Source organism: Paenibacillus intestini (assembly GCF_030803945.1).
GTDB lineage: Bacteria > Bacillota > Bacilli > Paenibacillales > Paenibacillaceae > Paenibacillus > Paenibacillus polysaccharolyticus.
In genome coordinates, this window is the sequence record NZ_JAURUN010000006.1 from 1 (window position 1) to 18,468 (window position 18,468).

Genomic DNA, 18,468 nt, shown 5'->3' on the forward strand with positions numbered 1-18,468 from the left:
AAGGTCGGCCTGTACCCGCTGTACCGGTACGTCCCCCTCCCATTCAAACGAAGTTCGCAGTACCTCATGGCGGGCAACCAGGTGTTGCAAGGCGTCCTCAACACGTCTTCGGTCAGGTGTTCCTTCTATACTAAGAGATAGTGGCAAATTATAAGCTTCCGATCTCTGTAGTGTTTCATGAAGAACAAAGATTCTCATTTGTGCTGAAGTGAGCAAGTTGACACTCTCCGAGTGTTTTAATACGGGAATAGGAGTAAGCTGTTCTGCAAACCCAATTTTGGACTCTATTAATGTAGCTTGCTCCGATAACTCAGTTGATTCAAGAAACTCGGATAGTGAAAGCTGAATCATAAAACATTCCTGAACACGATGAAAAAGTGACATATATTGAATGGAATTTCCACCTAGCTCAAAGAAAGAAAGTTTTTCAGTCGAAGGAATCTCAACACCCAGAATGCTTGTCCATAGAAATCTGACTTTTTCGGCAATTTGATCATAATCAAGCTTCACTTTTGGCAACCGATCAAAGTCTTTCAATTCCTGCACAGTTTTATCAAATTGATTTTCATTAAATCGCTTTGCTAACCGGTATCGTTGAATTTTCCCACTTGTTGTTTTAGGAATCTTTCTTATCGGAATTATATAAGAGGGATCAACACCTATTTTTTGGATTATATTCGCTTTCAAACTATCCATCAGAGGCACAAACAATTCTAGGGACTCTTTAAATAAGACAAAAAGAGCCAAACTTTCTCCTGCACCCTCCCGGCTCTGCACAGAACATGCTACAATCTTCCCGAGATCGATCCCCTCTACTTCTTCAGCTACTCGCTCAATGTCACGCGGATAATAATTTTGACCATTAATAATAATTATTTCTTTTGCCCTACCAGTAACAATCATTTTTTTGTCATCTAAGTATCCTAAATCTCCAGTAAGCAACCAGCCATCCTCGGTAAATAGATCCTGCGTGTCTGATTCATTGTTATAATAGCCCTTTGTGACATTCCCACCACGAATTTGAATATATCCAATATGAAGTTCTGATAGTACCTTATTGTGCTCATCACAAATACGAACGTGACAGTCTTTTATCGGAACACCACATTCGACAAAATCTATAGCGTTTGGAACTTCTTGATTAACGATCTTTACTCTATCTCCTATTTCTAAAAATCGCCGATCTAAAGAAACGAGCCTTAATCCTTCTCCAGGTCTTTGAGTACTTACACCTACAGTACCCTCGGCAAGGCCATAACAAGCGAGCAACGCATTAGCATCAAATCCAAATCTACTCATTTCTTCTGCGAACCTAACACCTAATTGATAGTCTATAGGTTCTGCACCAGTAGCTAGTATTCTTATAGAAGAAAGATCCCAGTCTCTACTCTTGTTGGAATGAAACATATCAAGAACATATTTCATACCAAAATTCGGGCTAGACAAAAAACTGATTTGATGTTTACTTGTTTTATCTAGCCATAACGTCGGTCGTCTTATGAATAATGAAGTCGGAATCAAAAACTGATCAATGCTGTTAAATAAAGGACAGAGGTGATTTAAGATAATACCCATATCATGGGTCAAAGGCATCCAGCTAATGAATGAATCCGAAGAAGTGAAAGCTAGACATTCCATTGCCGACAAATTACACATAATATTTTGATGGCTTAGAATCACACCCTTTGGCTCACCCGTTGAGCCTGATGAAAATTGAATAAAAGCTGTATCTTCAGGCACTATTTTAGCAATTACGCCTTTGTTATGAAGTTCCAATTTGAAGTCTTCAAATAGAAAAGTTTTTAAATGCCAATCTTGGTATGGCTGAAATTCTGTATGACTCTCATAAAAGTGTAAATATTTATCAAAAACGAATTTATCAGTTAGTAAGTAAGCACCATTCAGAACTGTCCAAATATTTTTCAATTTAGTATAGTTTTCTTCATTAAATCCAACTGATAGGGGGACTGGAATAATCCCGCCTAAGATGCAAGCCCAAAACAATTTAAGAAAAGATTCATTATTTTCAATTTGAAGAATCACTCGGTCTCCACTACGTAAGCCCCGTGATTGTAGACAATACAAATAAGATAAGCTACTTCTATATAATTCACCGTATGTAGTTTTAGTTTCGCGATCTTTGGACTGTATAAACGTTATGCCTTTTTCTTTTCCTCGCTCGTCTTCATTATAAGTTTGTATTAAATCAATTAAATTTTGAGGTTTCTCCATTTCTGATTAACTCCTCTACCTAAAATTCTCGTGATTATACTTTAAGGATTGACACAGGATGTTATACAGGCATTCTCTTTGATCATTCAGATAAAAATGCCCGCCTTCAAATATATGAATTTTTATAGGATTATTTGAATAAATTTCCCAACACTTCAATTCTTCTAGTGAAATTTTATCATCCTTACCTGCCAATATCGTTACATCCATAGATAGCCTCTTAGGTTCCGCCGAGCTTACATAGGTTTCGACCGCAGTAAAATCCGCTCTAAAAATAGGCAAAAACAACTTCCGAACTTCTTCGTTGTCAAAGAAGTGGTCAGGAGTACCCCCTAATTTAATAATATATTCAACTAATCTTTCATCTGAGAATTCATGACAATTCTCCTCTCTCACAAAGTGAGGTGGTTTGTACGCGGAGAGAAAAATATGCGAGAGTATATATAAACTATCCTTAAATCTCAAACCTAATTCATAGGCTAAAAGACCTCCCATGCTATGGCCGAATATTGCGAAGTGTTCCCCTGGTTTTAAATTATCTTGAATTTTTTTCTCTACTTCTTTTGCCATCTCTTCGATGGTTAGAAGGAGAGTTTCATTGAATCGCGATCCCCTTCCAGGAAGCTCTACCGGAATAACATGGAACGATTTAAATTCATGTACCCAATTGGCATATAAGGAATGTGATGATCCCCCAGCGCAAGGTAAACAAAACAATTTCATCGGGCACCGCCTTATGATTTATTCATCTGAATTCGATAAAAAATACGAAATTCACAGCTTCTTCAACAAATCAATTGACAAACCATTTTTCAATTTCCTAGACAACAAGAAAGCTCGGTTTATCATCAAACTATCATTAATGTAAACATGTTAATTTTGTTATACAGCTCATAGAAAGATCACTGTAAGCGCATATTGAAAAGACGTAATTAGCGAAAAAAGTAAGTAACTAAAAAATTCAAATTAAAGAAAAGAAAAGTTTCACTTTTCTCATAAATTAAAAATTCCAATATTGTGGTGTTATTAACTTTATATCAGTAATTTTCTTATACTTGAATTTTTGTAGGAATATTTAGCAATTTTCATATCAATTTTAATAATTTTTCTAAGCATTTATCCTTACATTTTTATCTGAAACAGCAAAAACGACCATACCAACTAATATTAGAGAATAATTCAGCTGATAACAGATCTAATTGAAATTCAAGAAATTACATTCATAAAATTCTGTCCTTCTTCAGTTCGAATCAATTTCATTAATTTAACTTTGTTCACTAACAATAACATTAGTAATATATTATGTAAAAAACGACCTCCAATGTTTTCGTTACTATACTTGTAGTTACAACAATAACATATTATCCCTGTATATTGAACATAAATTTTCAAAAAAATCCTATTATATTACAATTTTAATATAAAGTCTAACATCTCCTAAATCCTAAAAATTCCATGAATTGTTTTTTATAATTTTTCTGCTCAGCTATTTTTTCGCTTGATTTGTCCGCAAAAAAAAAACCTGACAAACATTTTTAATTAATAATGTCTAAAAACTATTATAAATATATAAGTGGATATAAATAACATAAATGTGATTTATCAACTTTTTTTCTCGCAGGTAATTAACTTTACCTTGTAGACTTCCCTTTTCATATAACTTGTCAGAATTTGTATCAGCGATATACAGACGGAGGGTTCTCAAATCCTAATGCTCTCGATAATAATTGTAATAGAAATCGGGGTTTGTATACGAAGTCTTGATCCAAATAGACATATCCAATATCCTTTCGTCTCTTTAGCCATTCTAAGAGTTTTCAAATGTGAAGATTGATACGCTTTAAGTACTTATTCTTTCGCTCTAATTCCTAATTCACATCCCGATGAACAACTTAAATCCGAAGTGCAATGGTTACTAGTTACCAAACTGCCCTATAGACGCTAGCCTGACAGCAGGGCTGTTCAGGCTCAGTGTCTTCGATTACTGCTGAATGGATCTTCGTATTCTTTTACACTTAGCTTATCCACCGCTTAATCATGTGCTTCTTGCTCACGAATATACTTTCTTACTGTTGCTTCATTTAGACCAAATGTGCTTATATAGTATCCTTCAGCCCAAAATTTTCAATTTCCGTATTTATACTTGAGCTGGGCATGCTCAAACAGTGGGCGATTGAGAAAAACAAAAAACTGGAGGTCATGCTGAGTGAATGGAAAGAAAGTTGACATAGCTCGTCTCAGAGCAAAGCACTGCTAGGAATGGTCAGGTTATTACTGACGATGATTGAGCAACTGAATGAGCTCGAACAGCAAGTCGAAGAAATGGCGGCAAGTTTGCCAGAGGTTGAATTGGTGAAGACCATACCGGGAATTGGAACGAAACTGGCAGCAGCGATCATAGCTGAAATAGGGGATATCAGGCAATTTAACGATGCGAAGCAACTTGTGGCGTTTGCAGGCCTTGACCCGGGATTTTCAGTTCAAGGAAGTTGACGGCGACAAGTACACAAATAACGAAACGAGGCTCCAAAAGGCTTAGACGCTCTCTGTATCTGGCTGTGCAATGTGGATTAAGGAAGAATAAAAATGTAAAAATGGGTTCATATTACGAGAAAAAAAGAAAAGAGGGCAAGCCCTACAAGGTCGTCGTGATCGCCTGCGCAAACAAGCTGTTGCATCACATTTTCTCCATCTTGCAGAAAGGGCAACCCTATCAGGAGTAATCCATATTTAACCAAAACCTCCATAGCCGCGGAGGTTATTCGTGTTGGTCGAAAAAAAGTATAACATGAAAAGAGAACTCATCCAACCAGAAATGCTTGACAAACATTAGCTGGTTTTTGTTTCGCGCGTTTCACGCACTCAACTGGCTAAAGCCATAATAAAAACAGAAAAAACCTTGATATCAAGGTTTTTTCTGTTCAAATATAATGCGGTCGAGAGGACTCGAACCTCCACGGGTATACACCCACTACCCCCTCAAGATAGCGTGTCTGCCATTCCACCACGACCGCATATTAAATTGTTAAATGGTGAGCCATGAAGGGCTCGAACCTTCGACACCCTGATTAAAAGTCAGGTGCTCTACCAACTGAGCTAATGGCTCTCAATGTACCTTCACCTGATGTTATGCCATGCTTCATATCGGATGTTACAGAGCAGTGACTTTCAAAGAAACCCCCTTATTAAGGAAGAATCTCTTAACGGTGAAGAATGAGGTAATACTATGACCCGTAGGGGATTCGAACCCCTGTTACCTCCGTGAAAGGGAGGTGTCTTAACCCCTTGACCAACGGGCCTTATGAACAATTTGTCTTCTTGGCGACAAGAATGAGTATATCACAGAGAAACAGAACAGTGCAATACTTTTTTTATATTCTTTTAAAATCCAAATTTTTGCTCGCATCCAAAGGTCATTTTCTCAACCCATTGGCCGACTTCTTATCTCCTAATCTCGCTTCTTATTTACCTTATCTCGTTATATCTAAAATCACATTCTTGTCATGACCGTACTTTAATTATGTAAATTAATGATTAAAAAACTTATGAAAACTTATTTTCACTTACAATATTGCAGATCACATTATAATTACTTATAATTAAACTATAGTACAACGCACGGTCATCCATGAATATAAGGAGGCTTTACGTTTGTTTCAAGAAGAACGCATGCAACTCATTATTGAGCACCTGCGCAAGCATCATCGTATCTCGGCTGAAGAGATTGTATCTTTATTCGATGTCTCACGAGATACGGCACGCCGGGATCTGATTAAACTCGAAGAGCAGGAAGCCATTATTCGTACACGTGGTGGCGCAATCCTCCCTTCTCCCCCACAAGAGTTCAAGTCGTATCAGGATCGGTTGAAGTATGTATCTGAGGAAAAAAGAGCCATTGGCAAACTGGCCGCTGCTCTCGTTCGTTCAGGAGAAACCATTATCCTGGATTCCTCCACAACGGTGCAGTCCTGCGCGGAGAATCTGAACGGGAAATCCTGCACTGTAATTACAAATTCCATTCACTCTGCTGATTCGTTATCCAAGCACACAGCAGTCCAGATTCGACTGTTAGGAGGCCAATTGGATAAGGAACAGCGTTATGTCTACGGTACACCGGTTATTGAGACACTCTCCCACTACTATGTGGATAAAGCCTTTATAGGCATTGGCGGTCTCACTATGGATGGATTCAGTGCTTCTGAAGAGGAAGGCAAGTTCAAACATCAGATGATGAAATCGGCCAAAAAAGTAATTATCCTCGCCGACCACTCCAAAATGGGCAAACGTTATGGTTATCGTTTTGCAGACTGGTCGCTGGTAGACGTATTAATTACAGATCAATGGCCGGATCAGGAATGGCTGGATTTTTTAAACGAACAAAAGGTTGAGATTCTAATCCCTGAACCCACACAAGATAAGGAGTTGTAAAGATATGAAGTTATTTGCTACCGATTTAGATGGAACTTTGTTGAATAGAGACAGCCAGATTAGCCGCGAGAATGCCGATGCCATCCAGAAAGCGCAACAGTCTGGCATGAAAGTAACCATTGCGACCGGACGCGTATATTCAGATGTTGTGGCGATTAGCCGCCAAGGCGGAATCAAAACACCGATTATCGGTTCCAACGGCGCTACCATTCATGATGAGAATGGAGAACGCTTATTCCACCTCCCTCTGGAACGTGAAACGGCCGCTTCTGTCATGCAATGGCTGGAAGATGAGCACATTTATTATGAAGCTTCAACTCAGATGGGCATATACGCTGCAATCAGTACTCATGAGACGATGCTCGCCGAATTGGAACGTGTCCTGGGATCAAAACCCGGTGAAGATATCGAGCGCATGATCCGTTCGATCAAAAAACACTACGACAAAAAAGACTATCACCGCGTGAACAACCATCTTGAAATTCCGGCAGAAGCTTGCATCTATAACATCATGGCCTTCTCGATGAATCCAGCGAAGGTGCAACGCGGACGTGAATATTTCTCCTCCAGAACCGATGTGGCAATGGTAGTCTCCTTTGAGCATAACTTTGAAATGCAACACCCGGATGTATCCAAAGGCAATGCCCTCTCCAAACTGGCGGAGCACTTGAACATTTCGATGGAAGACACAGTTGCGATCGGGGATAACTTTAATGATGTTTCCATGTTACAAATGGCTGGGCTAGGTATCGCAATGGGCAATGCTGAACCCGAAATTCGCGCCATGGCTAAAACAATCACACTAACCAATGTGGAGCATGGCGTCGCTCATGCGATTCATAGCCTGTTAGAAGGCAAACCGATTGCGCCTGAGGAAACCATTGTCTCGGAAGGCTGATAAAGTACCATTCAAAGGTTAGTAACATTAGTGAAATGAAAACAAGCACAGCAGTCTCCTTAACCGAGCCAGCCTGTGCTTGTTTTTTGGGTTCCGTAACATGCCAAGGAGTGCAGCTCTCACTTAACCTCTCGCTCGACCTCTTATTTGCCCTCTTACTCAATCTCATCAGCCATTTATTTCTATGCCCGAAAATTCTCCCCTTGTCTCTCCCCAAGTCCGTAATAATGCCTGAAATTATAAATCAACGGATGCCATTGCTTTGGATCAATCTTATTGAAATCTGAAATCAAATGAGAATGTGCATGCACCTTCACCGCTTTCACTTCTACAACCGCCATATTCGGCGTATGCTCCGGGATACGTATATGTTGTACAGCCGCTTCAATCTGAAGCGGACATTCAGCTATTTTATCTGGCGCTACTTGAACTGAGCTTTGAGACGTCAGACCTACTGCCCTAAATTTATCTTGGCAAAACGTATATCCCATTTGTTTTTTAACTTCTGGCACGGGAGAGCTTCCCGTCAACCGCCCCAGCGCTTCAACTTTTCCCCACATTGAGTCATCCGGCAGATTAATAACACATTCAGGATAATGACAGAGATTCTCATAAGCCTTGCCCTGTGTACCTATCCCCAGCACCAGACAATCCCCCAGCGCCCAAGAAGACGATAATGGGGAAAGATTCGTAGACCCATCTTCGTTTAAAGTACTAAGGATGATCACAGGGGTGCCATAGTATAGAATACTGGAATTAATAGTCTCGTGCTGATTCATCCGAGCCGACTGGGTAGTTTGTTTTGTGCTACACTGCTGCATATCGTTGCTCACCTTATACCTCTCCTGTTCAATTCATGAATTGAAACCAATTGTAATACAGTATTATTTCAACTATCATCGAAGTATGAATGCATATCCGAATATTACTGTTATTGCCTCACTTATTGCCGATACAAGCCGTTCTATATTTCTCTCCGCTCTGCTGGATGGAAGGGCGTTACCTGCTGGCGAGCTGGCCTATATGGCCGCAGTCAGTCCACAGACCGCAAGTAATCACCTTGCTAAACTTGTAACGGGAGGACTATTGGAAGTAGAACAGCAAGGTCGTCATCGGTATTATCGTCTTGCGAACGAGGACATTGCGGATCTGATTGAGAAAATGGCCAGCATTGCCCCAGCGGTACAGGTTCGCTCATTGAAGCAATCCAATCAATTGCAACAATTAAGTTATGCTCGCACCTGTTACGGGCATCTGGCTGGAAAACTCGGGGTTTTACTCTGCGAAGCATTGCTCAAGAGAGGTTATCTGGTTGAACCTAAAGAAACGCAAGGTAAGGATTATCTAATTACGGAGGAGGGATCGCAGTGGTTTAGCTCATTTGGAATTAAGCTGCAATTGAAGCCAGGATCACGCCGGGCCATCGCTCGTAAATGCCTGGACTGGAGCGAACGCCGTCATCACCTGTCCGGCTTGCTTGGTGAACAGCTCGTTCAGCGATTACTTGAACTGAATTGGATTCGTCAAAAAACAGGAAGTCGCTCCGTAGAAGTAACCGAGGCTGGAAAATCAGGTTTGTACGAACTTTTGGGTATTTCCCTGTAAACGGCTCAGATGCTAAAAAACCAAAAAATCCTCTTTACATGAATAATTTTCTCATTCATGTAAAGAGGATTAAAAGTGTATAATCAGAACGGAGAGAGGGATACTCTCACTTCGCTCGAGACTGCGATGTATCGCTACCGAAGCTTATGCTCCGACGAACCTTTAGGGTTCTCATCCCTGGCATAGAAGTATATTCAGAACGGAGAGAGAGGGATTCGAACCCTCGCACCGCTTACGCAGTCTAACCCCTTAGCAGAGGGTCCCCTTATAGCCACTTGGGTATCTCTCCAAGAAATGGCTCCCCGAACAGGACTCGAACCTGTGACAACTCGATTAACAGTCGAGTGCTCTACCAACTGAGCTATCAGGGAAAATTAACTTGAATAACATTAATTTATCATGATTAATAATTCAAGTCAACCTGCCTTTGACTCCCTTTTTACAACAAATTATTCCTAGTGTTCGTCAGATGGTTTGAATTGTCAGTTTGCCTGAACATCGACCGCAGCGATAACGCTTGGGATCTATTTTCCGTTTACGTAAATACTCCATCCCGCAACTCTTGCATACCAGCTTGTACCGATACGGTAGCGGTTTTCTGCCCTTGTCTCCGGGGAGAGACTGACAGAACCTTGAACCACCTACTTTTTGCAAAAGTGCCTTGAATTCCGGGTCCCTATGCTGGTATCCCCGCCCTCGAATATGCAGATGATAGTGGCACAGTTCGTGCTTGATAATTTTCTCAACCTCGTCTTTTCCATAAACTTCGAGCTGATGTGGATTTATCTCGATCCGATGACTTTTGAGCATATACCTTCCACCCGTTGTCGTCAGACGACGGTTAAATATCGCTTCATGAGTAAACGGAACTCCGAAATGTTCCAGAGAAATCTGTTCAATCCATTGTTGTAATTCCTTATTTTCCATCATTCTCCTCTCTCTCCACCCGCCCGAGCACACTGTTTTTCCCGTACAATACTTGAATTTTAACCGTTTCGTAGGCTACACTGTCAAGTAGAATGTATGAGGGGAGATTAATACTCGTTATGCCTACAATGCGCTATGTCATCCTGCAGCAGGAGCAACAATTACAGTTTGTTGAAATGCCCGCGGATTATGCTTATCAACTCAGTGCGCTTAATCTGCGTCTGCACAAGGAAATCGACAAACTCACGGCAACAGATGTACCCGTTCTACCCTGGGCTATTGCCGAATGTGATCATCTCGATCTGTTAAACGAAAACTTGTCCATCATCGGCGGGCTTGATTATATCAATGCCCTTGAAGAGCGTTTTGCTGCCCTGCGTGAAAGCAATTATCCTTTGATTTCCCTGCTTACCGAGATCCGGGCACTACAAGCCCAATTGGAACAATGGTATGAAGAAGAGATGGAGTCGTTCTGATACATTTCATAGGGAAATTATTTCTGTTTAAAACCAGATGTATGAGCATTCCTCAACCATTACTTTACCGCAATATTGTAATCCTTCTCTTTTGATTGGCAAAACTCAATACAATGCAAAAGGCGCACTTCCCGCACAGGGAAATGTGCTTTTTTTCGTTCTGGTTCAACAGATTATGATCATTTTTAATTGACATGGAGTTATCCCGCACAGTCCAGGCTATTGCCACATATGCTAACGTACAGATGAATTATGCAAAAGGAGGAGATTCCTTTGCCTCAATGGCTCTGCAACCAACTCATGCGGGCGTTCCACAAAAAGGACAGTCGTCAAATCAAGTTACTGAACGAATGCTGGTATTTCTATCGCAACAAACCTGCCAGCAGTTCACAGCGCAACATCGAGAACGAAATCTAAGCCTTGTACACCAAACACCATACCTATCCATACCATTGCACCAAAAAGGATAATACTTAACAGCAAACAGCCTTCCCAATGCGGAAGGCTGTCCCATTATACGTTTACAGACGTTTAGTTTGACATCACATCATGATGCCAAAACGCGATAATTAATCACGAATTTGCAGATGCAGGTTTTTTCATCGTCAGGCCAACACGACCTTTTTTCGTATCTACATTCATCACCCAGACGGTCACATTATCACCAACGGAAACAACATCCATCGGATGTTTAACGTACCCGTTACTCAATTGAGAGATATGGACAAGCCCATCACTTTTGATGCCGATGTCAACGAAGGCACCAAAATCAATGACATTTCGAACGGTACCTTGCAGTTCCATACCTTCCACCAGATCTTCAATCTTGAGTACATCGGTGCGGAAAATCGGCAGCGGCATCTCTTCACGAGGGTCACGACCCGGGCGCTGTAAACTGTCCAGAATGTCGCGTAGTGTAGGCACGCCGACATTCAGTTTAACAGCCAACTGTTCTGTCTGCTGTTCGGACAGAAGTACAGACAGTTCTTTGCTTCCGAGTTTGTCCAGCTCGACCTGAAGCTCTTTGAAGAGCTGATCAACCACCTTATACGATTCAGGGTGAATTGGCGTACGATCCAGTGGATTCTCTCCTTCAGAGATACGCATGAAGCCTACGCATTGTTCATATGTTTTTGCGCCCAAACGGGGCACTTTCTGCAACTGGCGACGACTTGTGAAACGGCCGTTCTCTTCACGATATTTGACAATGTTTTTGGCAATCGTTGCATTAACACCAGCAACATAAGACAATAAGGAAGGTGAAGCCGTATTAACATCCACGCCAACATGGTTAACTGCGGATTCTACAACAGCCTTCAAGCTCTCTTCCAGAACCTTCTGGGATACATCATGCTGGTATTGGCCGACGCCGATCGCTTTTGGATCAATTTTAACGAGTTCAGCCAGCGGGTCTTGTACCCGGCGAGCAATAGAAGCCGCGCTACGCTCGGCAACATCCAGATCCGGGAATTCCTCTTGGGCAAGCTTGGATGCAGAGTACACACTTGCACCAGCCTCGTTCACAATCAGGTAAACCAGACTGTCATCGCCATTCTCTTGAATGATCTCGGCTACAAACTGCTCTGTCTCACGCGACCCTGTCCCGTTACCAATAACGATCAATCCAATATCGTACTGCTTAATCATCCGATGGAACACTTCAGCCGCTTCACGCTTCTTGTTATGCGGAGGTGTCGGGTAAGTTACAGCTACTTCGAGCAATTTCCCTGTATCATCGACAACTGCCAGTTTACAGCCTGTCCGGTATGCCGGATCGACACCCAGTACACGTTTGCCATGAATCGGTGGCTGTAACAGCAGGTTACGAAGATTCGCGGAGAACACCGAAATCGCCTGATTTTCCCCTTTTTCCGTCAACTCGGCACGCACTTCACGTTCAATGGACGGTGCAATCAGACGTTTGTACGCATCTTCGACGACGGCACGCAAAATATCTTGCACCGCAGAAGCACCACGAATAATCTGGCTTTCCATATGGCGATGAGCTGGTTCGGCTTGCACGTCTAGTCCAACCTTGAGAATACCCTCCCGTTCCCCGCGGTTAATCGCAAGAATGCGGTGCGGCGGCATCTTTTTGGCTAATTCGCGGTAAATATAATAGTTCTCATATACTGATTCTTGCTCCGTATCCTTGGCTTCTGAAGTCAGCATGCCGTGATCCAATGTATATCTGCGAATCCAGGCACGAATAGCCGCATCATCGGCAATATTTTCAGCGAGAATATCCTTAGCCCCTTGAAGGGCCGACTCTGCATCCTCCACCCCGAGTTCTGCATTAATATAACGTGTAGCCTCCTGAAGTGCATCTCCTTGTTTCGGCTGTTCCCAGATCCATACGGCGAGCGGCTCCAGACCTTTTTCCTTGGCTACACTGGCACGCGTTTTACGTTTCTGACGGTAAGGACGGTACAGATCCTCTACTTCCTGCAACTTGACAGCTTGCTTAATGGATTTCTCCAGCTCTTTGGTCAGCTTGCCCTGTTCCTCTATAATACGGATAACTTCCAGTTTACGGTCTTCCAGATTGCGCAAATACACCAAGCGTTCTTCAATCTGCCGCAGCTGGTTCTCATCCAGTTCTCCAGTCATTTCTTTACGGTAGCGGGCGATAAATGGAATCGTATTGCCTTCGTCCAGAAGCTCCGATGTGGTGCGAATCTGCTTCAAGGACAGTGACAGTTCCTTGGCTACCTGTTTGATGATTCGTTCTTGGCGTTCCGCCTTTAATGTTTCTTCATTGGGTTCCAGAACCGTTTCCTGTTCAGACAAATAAATCCCTCTTTCCTTCCTGAATCGTTCATAATACTCATTTCAGGGCAGCTGTGCTGCATAATAACAGTATGGTCGATCATCCGAAGTTGATCTCAAGCTTTTCAAGCTCTAAATAACACTCTTCTCTATATTATCACAAAATCACGTTGAAATTTCTATCATTCCTATGGCACGTCTGTCATTTGCGTTATTGCACTCCTAACATCCTTCCCCGTTGAACGAAAAAAAAGACCGAGAACGTCATCATGACATCCTCAGGTCTTCTTCAGAATAACCAATTCATCTAAATAAGTTGAAATTTTCTTTTACACGTTAACGGAGAGGACAGAAAAAACCTGGAATAGCGAAGCGTTCGCCTTTATCACCGGATTTTCCCTTCAGAAAAGGGGATCAAAAAAATCTGGGGATAACAGCGAATGGAAGGTTATTCTGTCATCGGAGTGGACTGTGTAAAATCTCTAGTTCAACTTATTTACACCCGCTCAAACCGGAACATTTCGCTCAGGTAGTCTCCCGACTCACTACCCACAGCAATACCGCCATACATCAAAGCATCGCCTGTAAACGTCTCTGAGCCGCCTTTCAGGCGGTAATCCGCGTTTGGATCAAGCCCTTTCAGCTTCAGACGTTGAAGTGGTGCATTCGGTTCAGAAAGTACACGGAAGTAGAATACAATCACTTCACCGCCATCTGGTGCAATGAACATCCATGCCGTTTCATTGCCTTCAAACGGACTGAGTAGACGACGGAAAGTACCGTATTGTACCGTACTGCGAATTTCCTTGTAAAGGTCGACCTGTGCTTTTACAATCGCATTCTCTTCGTCTGTAAACTTCGTCAGATCCAGCTCATATCCAAAGTTGCCCGACATCGCAACATGACCGCGAATCTCCAGAGAAGTGATCCGGTTCACCTGATGGTTTGGCACAGCCGAAATATGTGAACCCATGGAACTTACAGGATATACAAGGCTTGTACCGTATTGAATCCGCAAACGGGAGATTGCATCCGTGTTATCGCTGGTCCATGCTTGAGGCATGTAATACAGCATTCCCGGGTCAAAACGTCCGCCTCCGCCAGAGCAGCTTTCGAACAAAATATGCGGGAAGGAGGTAACGATACGCTCCATCACTTCGTACAGTCCGAGCATATAACGGTGCGCCGTTTCGCGCTGTCTGTCCGCCGGAAGCAATGCAGAGCCGACCTCTGTCATGTTCCTGTTCATGTCCCACTTCACGTAAGTAATCGGTGCAGAGCCCAGAACATCGGACAACATCCGAACGATCTCGTCACGCACATCCTGACGGGAGAAGTCGAGCACAAGCTGTTGTCTTCCTTCGGTACGGCGGCGATCAGGCACATGCAGACACCAGTCCGGATGCTTACGATACAGCTCACTATCCGGGGAGATCATCTCTGGCTCGAACCACAGCCCGAACTGCATGTCCAGACCTGTGACACGGTTAGCCAAGTCATCCAGTCCTTGAGGCAACTTGTTTTTGTCCACAATCCAGTCGCCCAAGGATGAATTATCGCTGTCCCGGTGACCGAACCAACCGTCATCCAGCACGAACAACTCAATGCCGAGCTTCTGCCCTGCACGTGCGATCTGCTCAATCTTATCGGCATTAAATCCGAAATATGTTGCCTCCCAGTTGTTAACCAGCACAGGACGCTCAGCATTGCGGAATTGTCCACGCGCCAGACGTTCGCGGTACAATTCGTGGTAGGATTGAGACATGCCATCCAGGCCCGTAGCCGAGTAGACCATAACAGTCTCAGGTGTCTGGAACGACTCCTGCGGTTCAAGCTTCCAGCTGAACTCAAACGGATTAATACCAACAGATACACGAGTGGTATAGAACTGATCCACTTCTGCCTGTGCAGTAAAGCTACCGCTATATACTAAACTGAATCCATACACTTCACCTTGATCTTCATCCGTTCCCGGTGTCATCAGGGCAATGAACGGGTTTTGCTGGTGACTGCTGGAGCCACGGCGGCTCTCGATTCCTTGCAATCCGGAAGCGAGTGGACGACGAACGATGTCACGTTCACGAGTCCAAGCACCCGAGAGTTGCAGCAATTCATAATCTGCATGTGGCAGGTCTACAGAAGAGCTGAGTGCTCGCAGTACATTTACCACGTTAGCGCTCTCATTCACGATACGCATCGAGCGTGTAATGGCATTAAAGGCAGTAAACACGGTATACGTTAACTCAATTTTCACACCCGACACCTGATCTTGCATTTCAATAATAAGCGTATCCGCTTCATCTTCGGATTCTACATATGTTGCCGGAAGTCCCGTTAACGCCTCTTTTCCCTTGACCAAACGATGGCCTGTATACGTAAACTCGGATACCGTTGAACCATTCTCCAGTTCCAGCTGGATGGCCGGGTTGCGGAAATCGCTCGTTCCATAGACCGGAAGTTCCACTGGCAGGGTGTCAAACGAAATCGTACGATCCTCTGGCACCGGATTTGGACTAAAGGATGCTCTTTCCGTCCGAACATGAAGCCAACTCAGGTCGGTATCACGCAGTTTTTTACCATAATACAAATGCACCAAATACCCCGAAGGCAATACCTGAAATACGTAGCTCGCCTCGCGGGTCTGTAAATGAAACTGAAGTTTCTCCTGATTGATGTAAATGCTCATATGTCTCCTCCATCTATCTATATAGGTCTTTCGGGTAAACGGTTTCTCAGATTCCATTATAACGAAAAGAGCATCAATGTTCTACGCTTTCACCAAGTCTTAATCAAAAGAGCGCACAACACCCATAAAGGTATCGTACGCTCTTAAGATTACATTCTGAAATTGTGTGTTCCCTCACAGGAACATCCGTTGTCAACAGACAGGCGAGCAAGCACATCAAGTGCTACGCTTTACCCTAAAAATCGATTAAACCCAAGCTGATCTGCAAGGCTTCGTTGACCAATTTCATGGTCTCCTCGTCCAAATGCGTAATCTTGTCGGTCAGCCTCTGCTTATCGATCGTCCGAATCTGTTCGAGCAAAATTACCGAGTCCCGGTCAAAGCCATGTGCCGCTGCATCAATCTCGACATGCGTCGGCAGCTTTGCCTTCTGAATCTGGGCGGTAATCGCCGCCACGATACAGGTTGGACTGAATCGGTTGCCGATATCGTTCTGGATGACCAGAACCGGCCTGACGCCACCTTGCTCAGAACCGACAACGGGAGAAAGATCCGCAAAAAAAACGTCACCACGTTTTACGATCACTGTCTACACCCCGCTAACTAAGCGGTCCAGAGTGCTGTCCGCATCTTCCTCCGCGTGAAAGGCTTCGGATGCCATGGTCAGGTTAATTTTCGCCATCTCCATGTACCCTCGCTGCATTGATTCACGGATGTAACGTTTCTTCCGTTCAGTCAAGTACAGCTTCATTGCTTGCCTAATCAATTCGCTGCGGTTGGAATTCTCCAGCGCTACGATGCCATCCACTTCCTGCAAAAGATAATCAGGCAAACTGATCATAATCCGCTTGGTGTTCTGCAAGTTGGCCACCTTTCTTCCACCCCCACAAACCTTTCGCCATTGTGAACCAGTATTACGCTTTTCCAGAACTTTTATACAAAGGAATATATATGCCCCGCGTATATCAAGTATGCTGTACTCCATTATAAACACGGGAATCATTATTCGTACAGACTAAACATCGCATTTCAGGATTTAATTCCTGACATCGTACATATTTCGAGATACTGCGACAGTATTCCTTCTGTTCTGAAAAAAACTTTACTGGTAATCGTGTCCAATTTGCGAATTACGTTGTCAAAAGGGGATTGATTCTGGCGACTACCTCTCCTCCCCGGGTATAGACCCGAGGAATACGATGTGCCATCATGCAGATCACTTCATAGTGAATCGTACCAAGCTGGTCTGCCACTTCACTAGCGGTAATTACACCACCAGACTGGTGACCGATGAGAACAACCTCTTCGCCGGCTTGAATTGCTTCCGCTTCTTCTGCGAAAGATTGTAGCGACACCATACACTGATCCATGCAGATCGTACCAACAACAGGAACGCGGCGGCCACGTACAAGCACCTGCGCTTTACCTGTCAGCATTCTTGAAAATCCGTCTGCATAGCCGATAGGCAAGGTCGCTATTCGTTCATTTTCCTGTGTAAAATAACGGGTTCCATAACTGACTCCCCAATGGGACGGCAGTGTTTTGACCAGAACCGCTTTTGTCTTCAGTGTCATTACCGGGAGCAGCTCCACTACCTGATGATTCACCTCTACCGAAGGATACAGTCCATACAGACTTATGCCCACACGTACCATATCATAGGATAATTCAGGTGTATCAATAGTAGCGGCACTGTTCGCCGTATGTATAATCGGGATGACACATCCCTGATTCCGAAGCGTCTCTGTAACGCTCTGAAACCGTCGATACTGTTCCAGTGTATAGGTCTTGTCTTCTTCATCTGCTTTGGCATAGTGAGTAAACATACCTTCCAGCATTACCTGATCAAGTGAGGAAACCTCTTGTATAAAGTCAATGGCCTCATTGCCAGGTAGCAGACCCAATCTGCCCATGCCACTGTCGATCTTGATGTGAACTTTCAGCTGATTTGCGAATGTGCCTGGATTCACCTGTTTGATAGCCTCAAGCACTTCTCTGCTAAACAATGTAATCGTCACATCATGTTGCCACGCTACAGCGACTCCTTCAGGCGGCGTATACCCCAATACCAGAATCGGGCTTGTGATGCCGTGCAGACGCAGTTCAAGAGCTTCGTCCAGGAACGCTACACTTAAATAATCCACGCCTACTCGTTCCAATTCTCTGGCTGTCTCTACTGCACCATGCCCGTAAGCGTTGGCCTTTACACAAGCGAGAAATCTCGTACCCTGAGGTAACGCCTTACGAAAGGCGGTTACGTTGCCTCGCAAATGATCCAGATTGATCTCTGCCTGAGTCGGCCGATATTGTCCTTGCACGTTAAGTCACCTTCTCTAATCTTCTTAATCCGGCTCACGTCAGACTCCATCGTAATGCCCCAGCATGTCACTGTCAAATAAGCAGAAATTTCGCTTCTCAGATCATATGCTGTAATAGCCTGCAGAGAA

General features: G+C 43.6%; 14 protein-coding genes, 5 tRNA genes and 2 pseudogenes. 6 read left to right on the top strand and 15 right to left on the bottom strand.

Annotation, left to right across the window (positions count from 1 at the left end):
• The 3 genes and pseudogenes from J2T16_RS16745 to J2T16_RS16755 form a co-directional block, all read right to left on the bottom strand.
• The coding region (locus tag J2T16_RS16745; RefSeq protein ID WP_499018812.1) for a non-ribosomal peptide synthetase at positions 1 to 2,232 on the bottom strand (2,232 nt) is incomplete at its 3' end.
• Positions 2,233 to 2,247: 15 nt separating this feature from the next.
• On the bottom strand, positions 2,248 to 2,955 hold the full coding sequence (locus J2T16_RS16750; RefSeq protein WP_221787904.1) for a thioesterase II family protein: 708 nt from the start codon (positions 2,953 to 2,955) through the stop codon (positions 2,248 to 2,250).
• A gap of 1,308 nt (positions 2,956 to 4,263) precedes the next feature.
• Positions 4,264 to 4,392 (bottom strand): annotated as a pseudogene (locus J2T16_RS16755) (transposase); the annotation flags it as partial.
• An 87-nt stretch (positions 4,393 to 4,479) separates the two neighbouring features.
• Between J2T16_RS16755 and J2T16_RS16760 the strand changes: the two are divergent.
• A pseudogene (locus tag J2T16_RS16760) lies at positions 4,480 to 4,955 on the top strand (IS110 family RNA-guided transposase); the annotation flags it as partial.
• Between the two features lie 208 nt (positions 4,956 to 5,163).
• Here the strand turns inward: J2T16_RS16760 and J2T16_RS16765 are convergent.
• The 3 genes from J2T16_RS16765 to J2T16_RS16775 form a co-directional block, all read right to left on the bottom strand.
• Positions 5,164 to 5,246 (bottom strand) — tRNA-Leu (locus J2T16_RS16765).
• Between the two features lie 16 nt (positions 5,247 to 5,262).
• A tRNA-Lys gene (locus J2T16_RS16770) sits at positions 5,263 to 5,338 on the bottom strand.
• 121 nt (positions 5,339 to 5,459) lie between these two features.
• A tRNA-Glu gene (locus J2T16_RS16775) sits at positions 5,460 to 5,531 on the bottom strand.
• Between the two features lie 352 nt (positions 5,532 to 5,883).
• Between J2T16_RS16775 and J2T16_RS16780 the strand changes: the two genes are divergently transcribed.
• Both J2T16_RS16780 and J2T16_RS16785 read left to right on the top strand, forming a co-directional pair.
• Positions 5,884 to 6,660 (top strand): DeoR/GlpR family DNA-binding transcription regulator, encoded by a 777-nt coding sequence (locus J2T16_RS16780; RefSeq protein WP_499018813.1) that lies wholly within the window; start codon positions 5,884 to 5,886, stop codon positions 6,658 to 6,660.
• 4 nt (positions 6,661 to 6,664) lie between these two features.
• Entirely contained in the window at positions 6,665 to 7,558 is an 894-nt protein-coding gene (locus J2T16_RS16785) for a Cof-type HAD-IIB family hydrolase (RefSeq protein ID WP_221787898.1), read from the top strand.
• Positions 7,559 to 7,740: 182 nt separating this feature from the next.
• On the opposite strand, the gene J2T16_RS16790 is transcribed toward J2T16_RS16785, so the two are convergent.
• Entirely contained in the window at positions 7,741 to 8,337 is a 597-nt protein-coding gene (locus J2T16_RS16790) for a flavin reductase family protein (protein ID WP_499018974.1), read from the bottom strand.
• A gap of 127 nt (positions 8,338 to 8,464) precedes the next feature.
• On the opposite strand from J2T16_RS16790, the gene J2T16_RS16795 reads away from it, so the two are divergent.
• Positions 8,465 to 9,163: an ArsR/SmtB family transcription factor gene (locus J2T16_RS16795; protein WP_499018814.1), complete on the top strand. Its 699-nt coding sequence runs from the start codon at positions 8,465 to 8,467 to the stop codon at positions 9,161 to 9,163.
• A 200-nt stretch (positions 9,164 to 9,363) separates the two neighbouring features.
• On the opposite strand, the gene J2T16_RS16800 is transcribed toward J2T16_RS16795, so the two are convergent.
• From J2T16_RS16800 to J2T16_RS16810, 3 genes are all read right to left on the bottom strand, one after another.
• Positions 9,364 to 9,452, bottom strand: a tRNA-Ser gene (locus J2T16_RS16800).
• 6 nt (positions 9,453 to 9,458) lie between these two features.
• Positions 9,459 to 9,534, bottom strand: a tRNA-Asn gene (locus tag J2T16_RS16805).
• A 94-nt stretch (positions 9,535 to 9,628) separates the two neighbouring features.
• The gene (locus J2T16_RS16810) at positions 9,629 to 10,090 is read right to left on the bottom strand and encodes a SprT family protein (RefSeq protein ID WP_221787934.1); all 462 of its coding nucleotides are present in this window, start codon (positions 10,088 to 10,090) and stop codon (positions 9,629 to 9,631) included.
• A gap of 119 nt (positions 10,091 to 10,209) precedes the next feature.
• Here J2T16_RS16810 and J2T16_RS16815 point away from each other — a divergent pair, with 119 nt between their 5' ends.
• Together J2T16_RS16815 and cmpA are read left to right on the top strand one after the other, a co-directional pair.
• On the top strand, positions 10,210 to 10,566 hold the full coding sequence (locus J2T16_RS16815) for a hydrolase/acyltransferase (RefSeq protein ID WP_090918133.1): 357 nt from the start codon (positions 10,210 to 10,212) through the stop codon (positions 10,564 to 10,566).
• 273 nt (positions 10,567 to 10,839) lie between these two features.
• On the top strand, positions 10,840 to 10,983 hold the full coding sequence (cmpA, locus tag J2T16_RS16820; protein WP_221787894.1) for a cortex morphogenetic protein CmpA: 144 nt from the start codon (positions 10,840 to 10,842) through the stop codon (positions 10,981 to 10,983).
• A gap of 156 nt (positions 10,984 to 11,139) precedes the next feature.
• On the opposite strand, the gene J2T16_RS16825 is transcribed toward cmpA, so the two are convergent.
• From J2T16_RS16825 to alr, 5 genes are all read right to left on the bottom strand, one after another.
• Positions 11,140 to 13,356, bottom strand: coding sequence for a Tex family protein (locus J2T16_RS16825; RefSeq protein WP_499018815.1), 2,217 nt, complete (start codon positions 13,354 to 13,356; stop codon positions 11,140 to 11,142).
• Positions 13,357 to 13,831: 475 nt separating this feature from the next.
• Positions 13,832 to 16,021, bottom strand: a complete 2,190-nt coding sequence (locus J2T16_RS16830) for an alpha-galactosidase (RefSeq protein WP_499018816.1) — start codon at positions 16,019 to 16,021, stop codon at positions 13,832 to 13,834.
• 235 nt (positions 16,022 to 16,256) lie between these two features.
• Positions 16,257 to 16,607 carry a type II toxin-antitoxin system PemK/MazF family toxin gene (locus tag J2T16_RS16835; protein ID WP_024630714.1) on the bottom strand — a complete coding sequence of 117 codons (351 nt, stop codon included), beginning with the start codon at positions 16,605 to 16,607 and terminating at the stop codon, positions 16,257 to 16,259.
• A gap of 3 nt (positions 16,608 to 16,610) precedes the next feature.
• The gene (locus J2T16_RS16840; protein ID WP_024630715.1) at positions 16,611 to 16,892 is read right to left on the bottom strand and encodes a CopG family ribbon-helix-helix protein; all 282 of its coding nucleotides are present in this window, start codon (positions 16,890 to 16,892) and stop codon (positions 16,611 to 16,613) included.
• A 259-nt stretch (positions 16,893 to 17,151) separates the two neighbouring features.
• Positions 17,152 to 18,339 (bottom strand): alanine racemase, encoded by a 1,188-nt coding sequence (gene alr / locus J2T16_RS16845; RefSeq protein ID WP_499018818.1) that lies wholly within the window; start codon positions 18,337 to 18,339, stop codon positions 17,152 to 17,154.
• Between the last annotated feature and the right edge of the window lie 129 nt (positions 18,340 to 18,468).

Excerpts from the sequence above, each read along its gene's own strand:
- J2T16_RS16750 (WP_221787904.1), bottom strand. The coding sequence starts at position 2,955 with ATGAAATTGTTTTGTTTACCTTGCGCTGGGGGATCATCACATTCCTTA.
- J2T16_RS16815 (WP_090918133.1), top strand. The coding sequence starts at position 10,210 with ATGCCTACAATGCGCTATGTCATCCTGCAGCAGGAGCAACAATTACAG.
- J2T16_RS16795 (WP_499018814.1), top strand. The coding sequence starts at position 8,465 with ATGAATGCATATCCGAATATTACTGTTATTGCCTCACTTATTGCCGAT.
- J2T16_RS16830 (WP_499018816.1), bottom strand. The coding sequence starts at position 16,021 with ATGAGCATTTACATCAATCAGGAGAAACTTCAGTTTCATTTACAGACC.
- J2T16_RS16785 (WP_221787898.1), top strand. The coding sequence starts at position 6,665 with ATGAAGTTATTTGCTACCGATTTAGATGGAACTTTGTTGAATAGAGAC.
- J2T16_RS16810 (WP_221787934.1), bottom strand. The coding sequence starts at position 10,090 with ATGGAAAATAAGGAATTACAACAATGGATTGAACAGATTTCTCTGGAA.
- J2T16_RS16790 (WP_499018974.1), bottom strand. The coding sequence starts at position 8,337 with ATGAATCAGCACGAGACTATTAATTCCAGTATTCTATACTATGGCACC.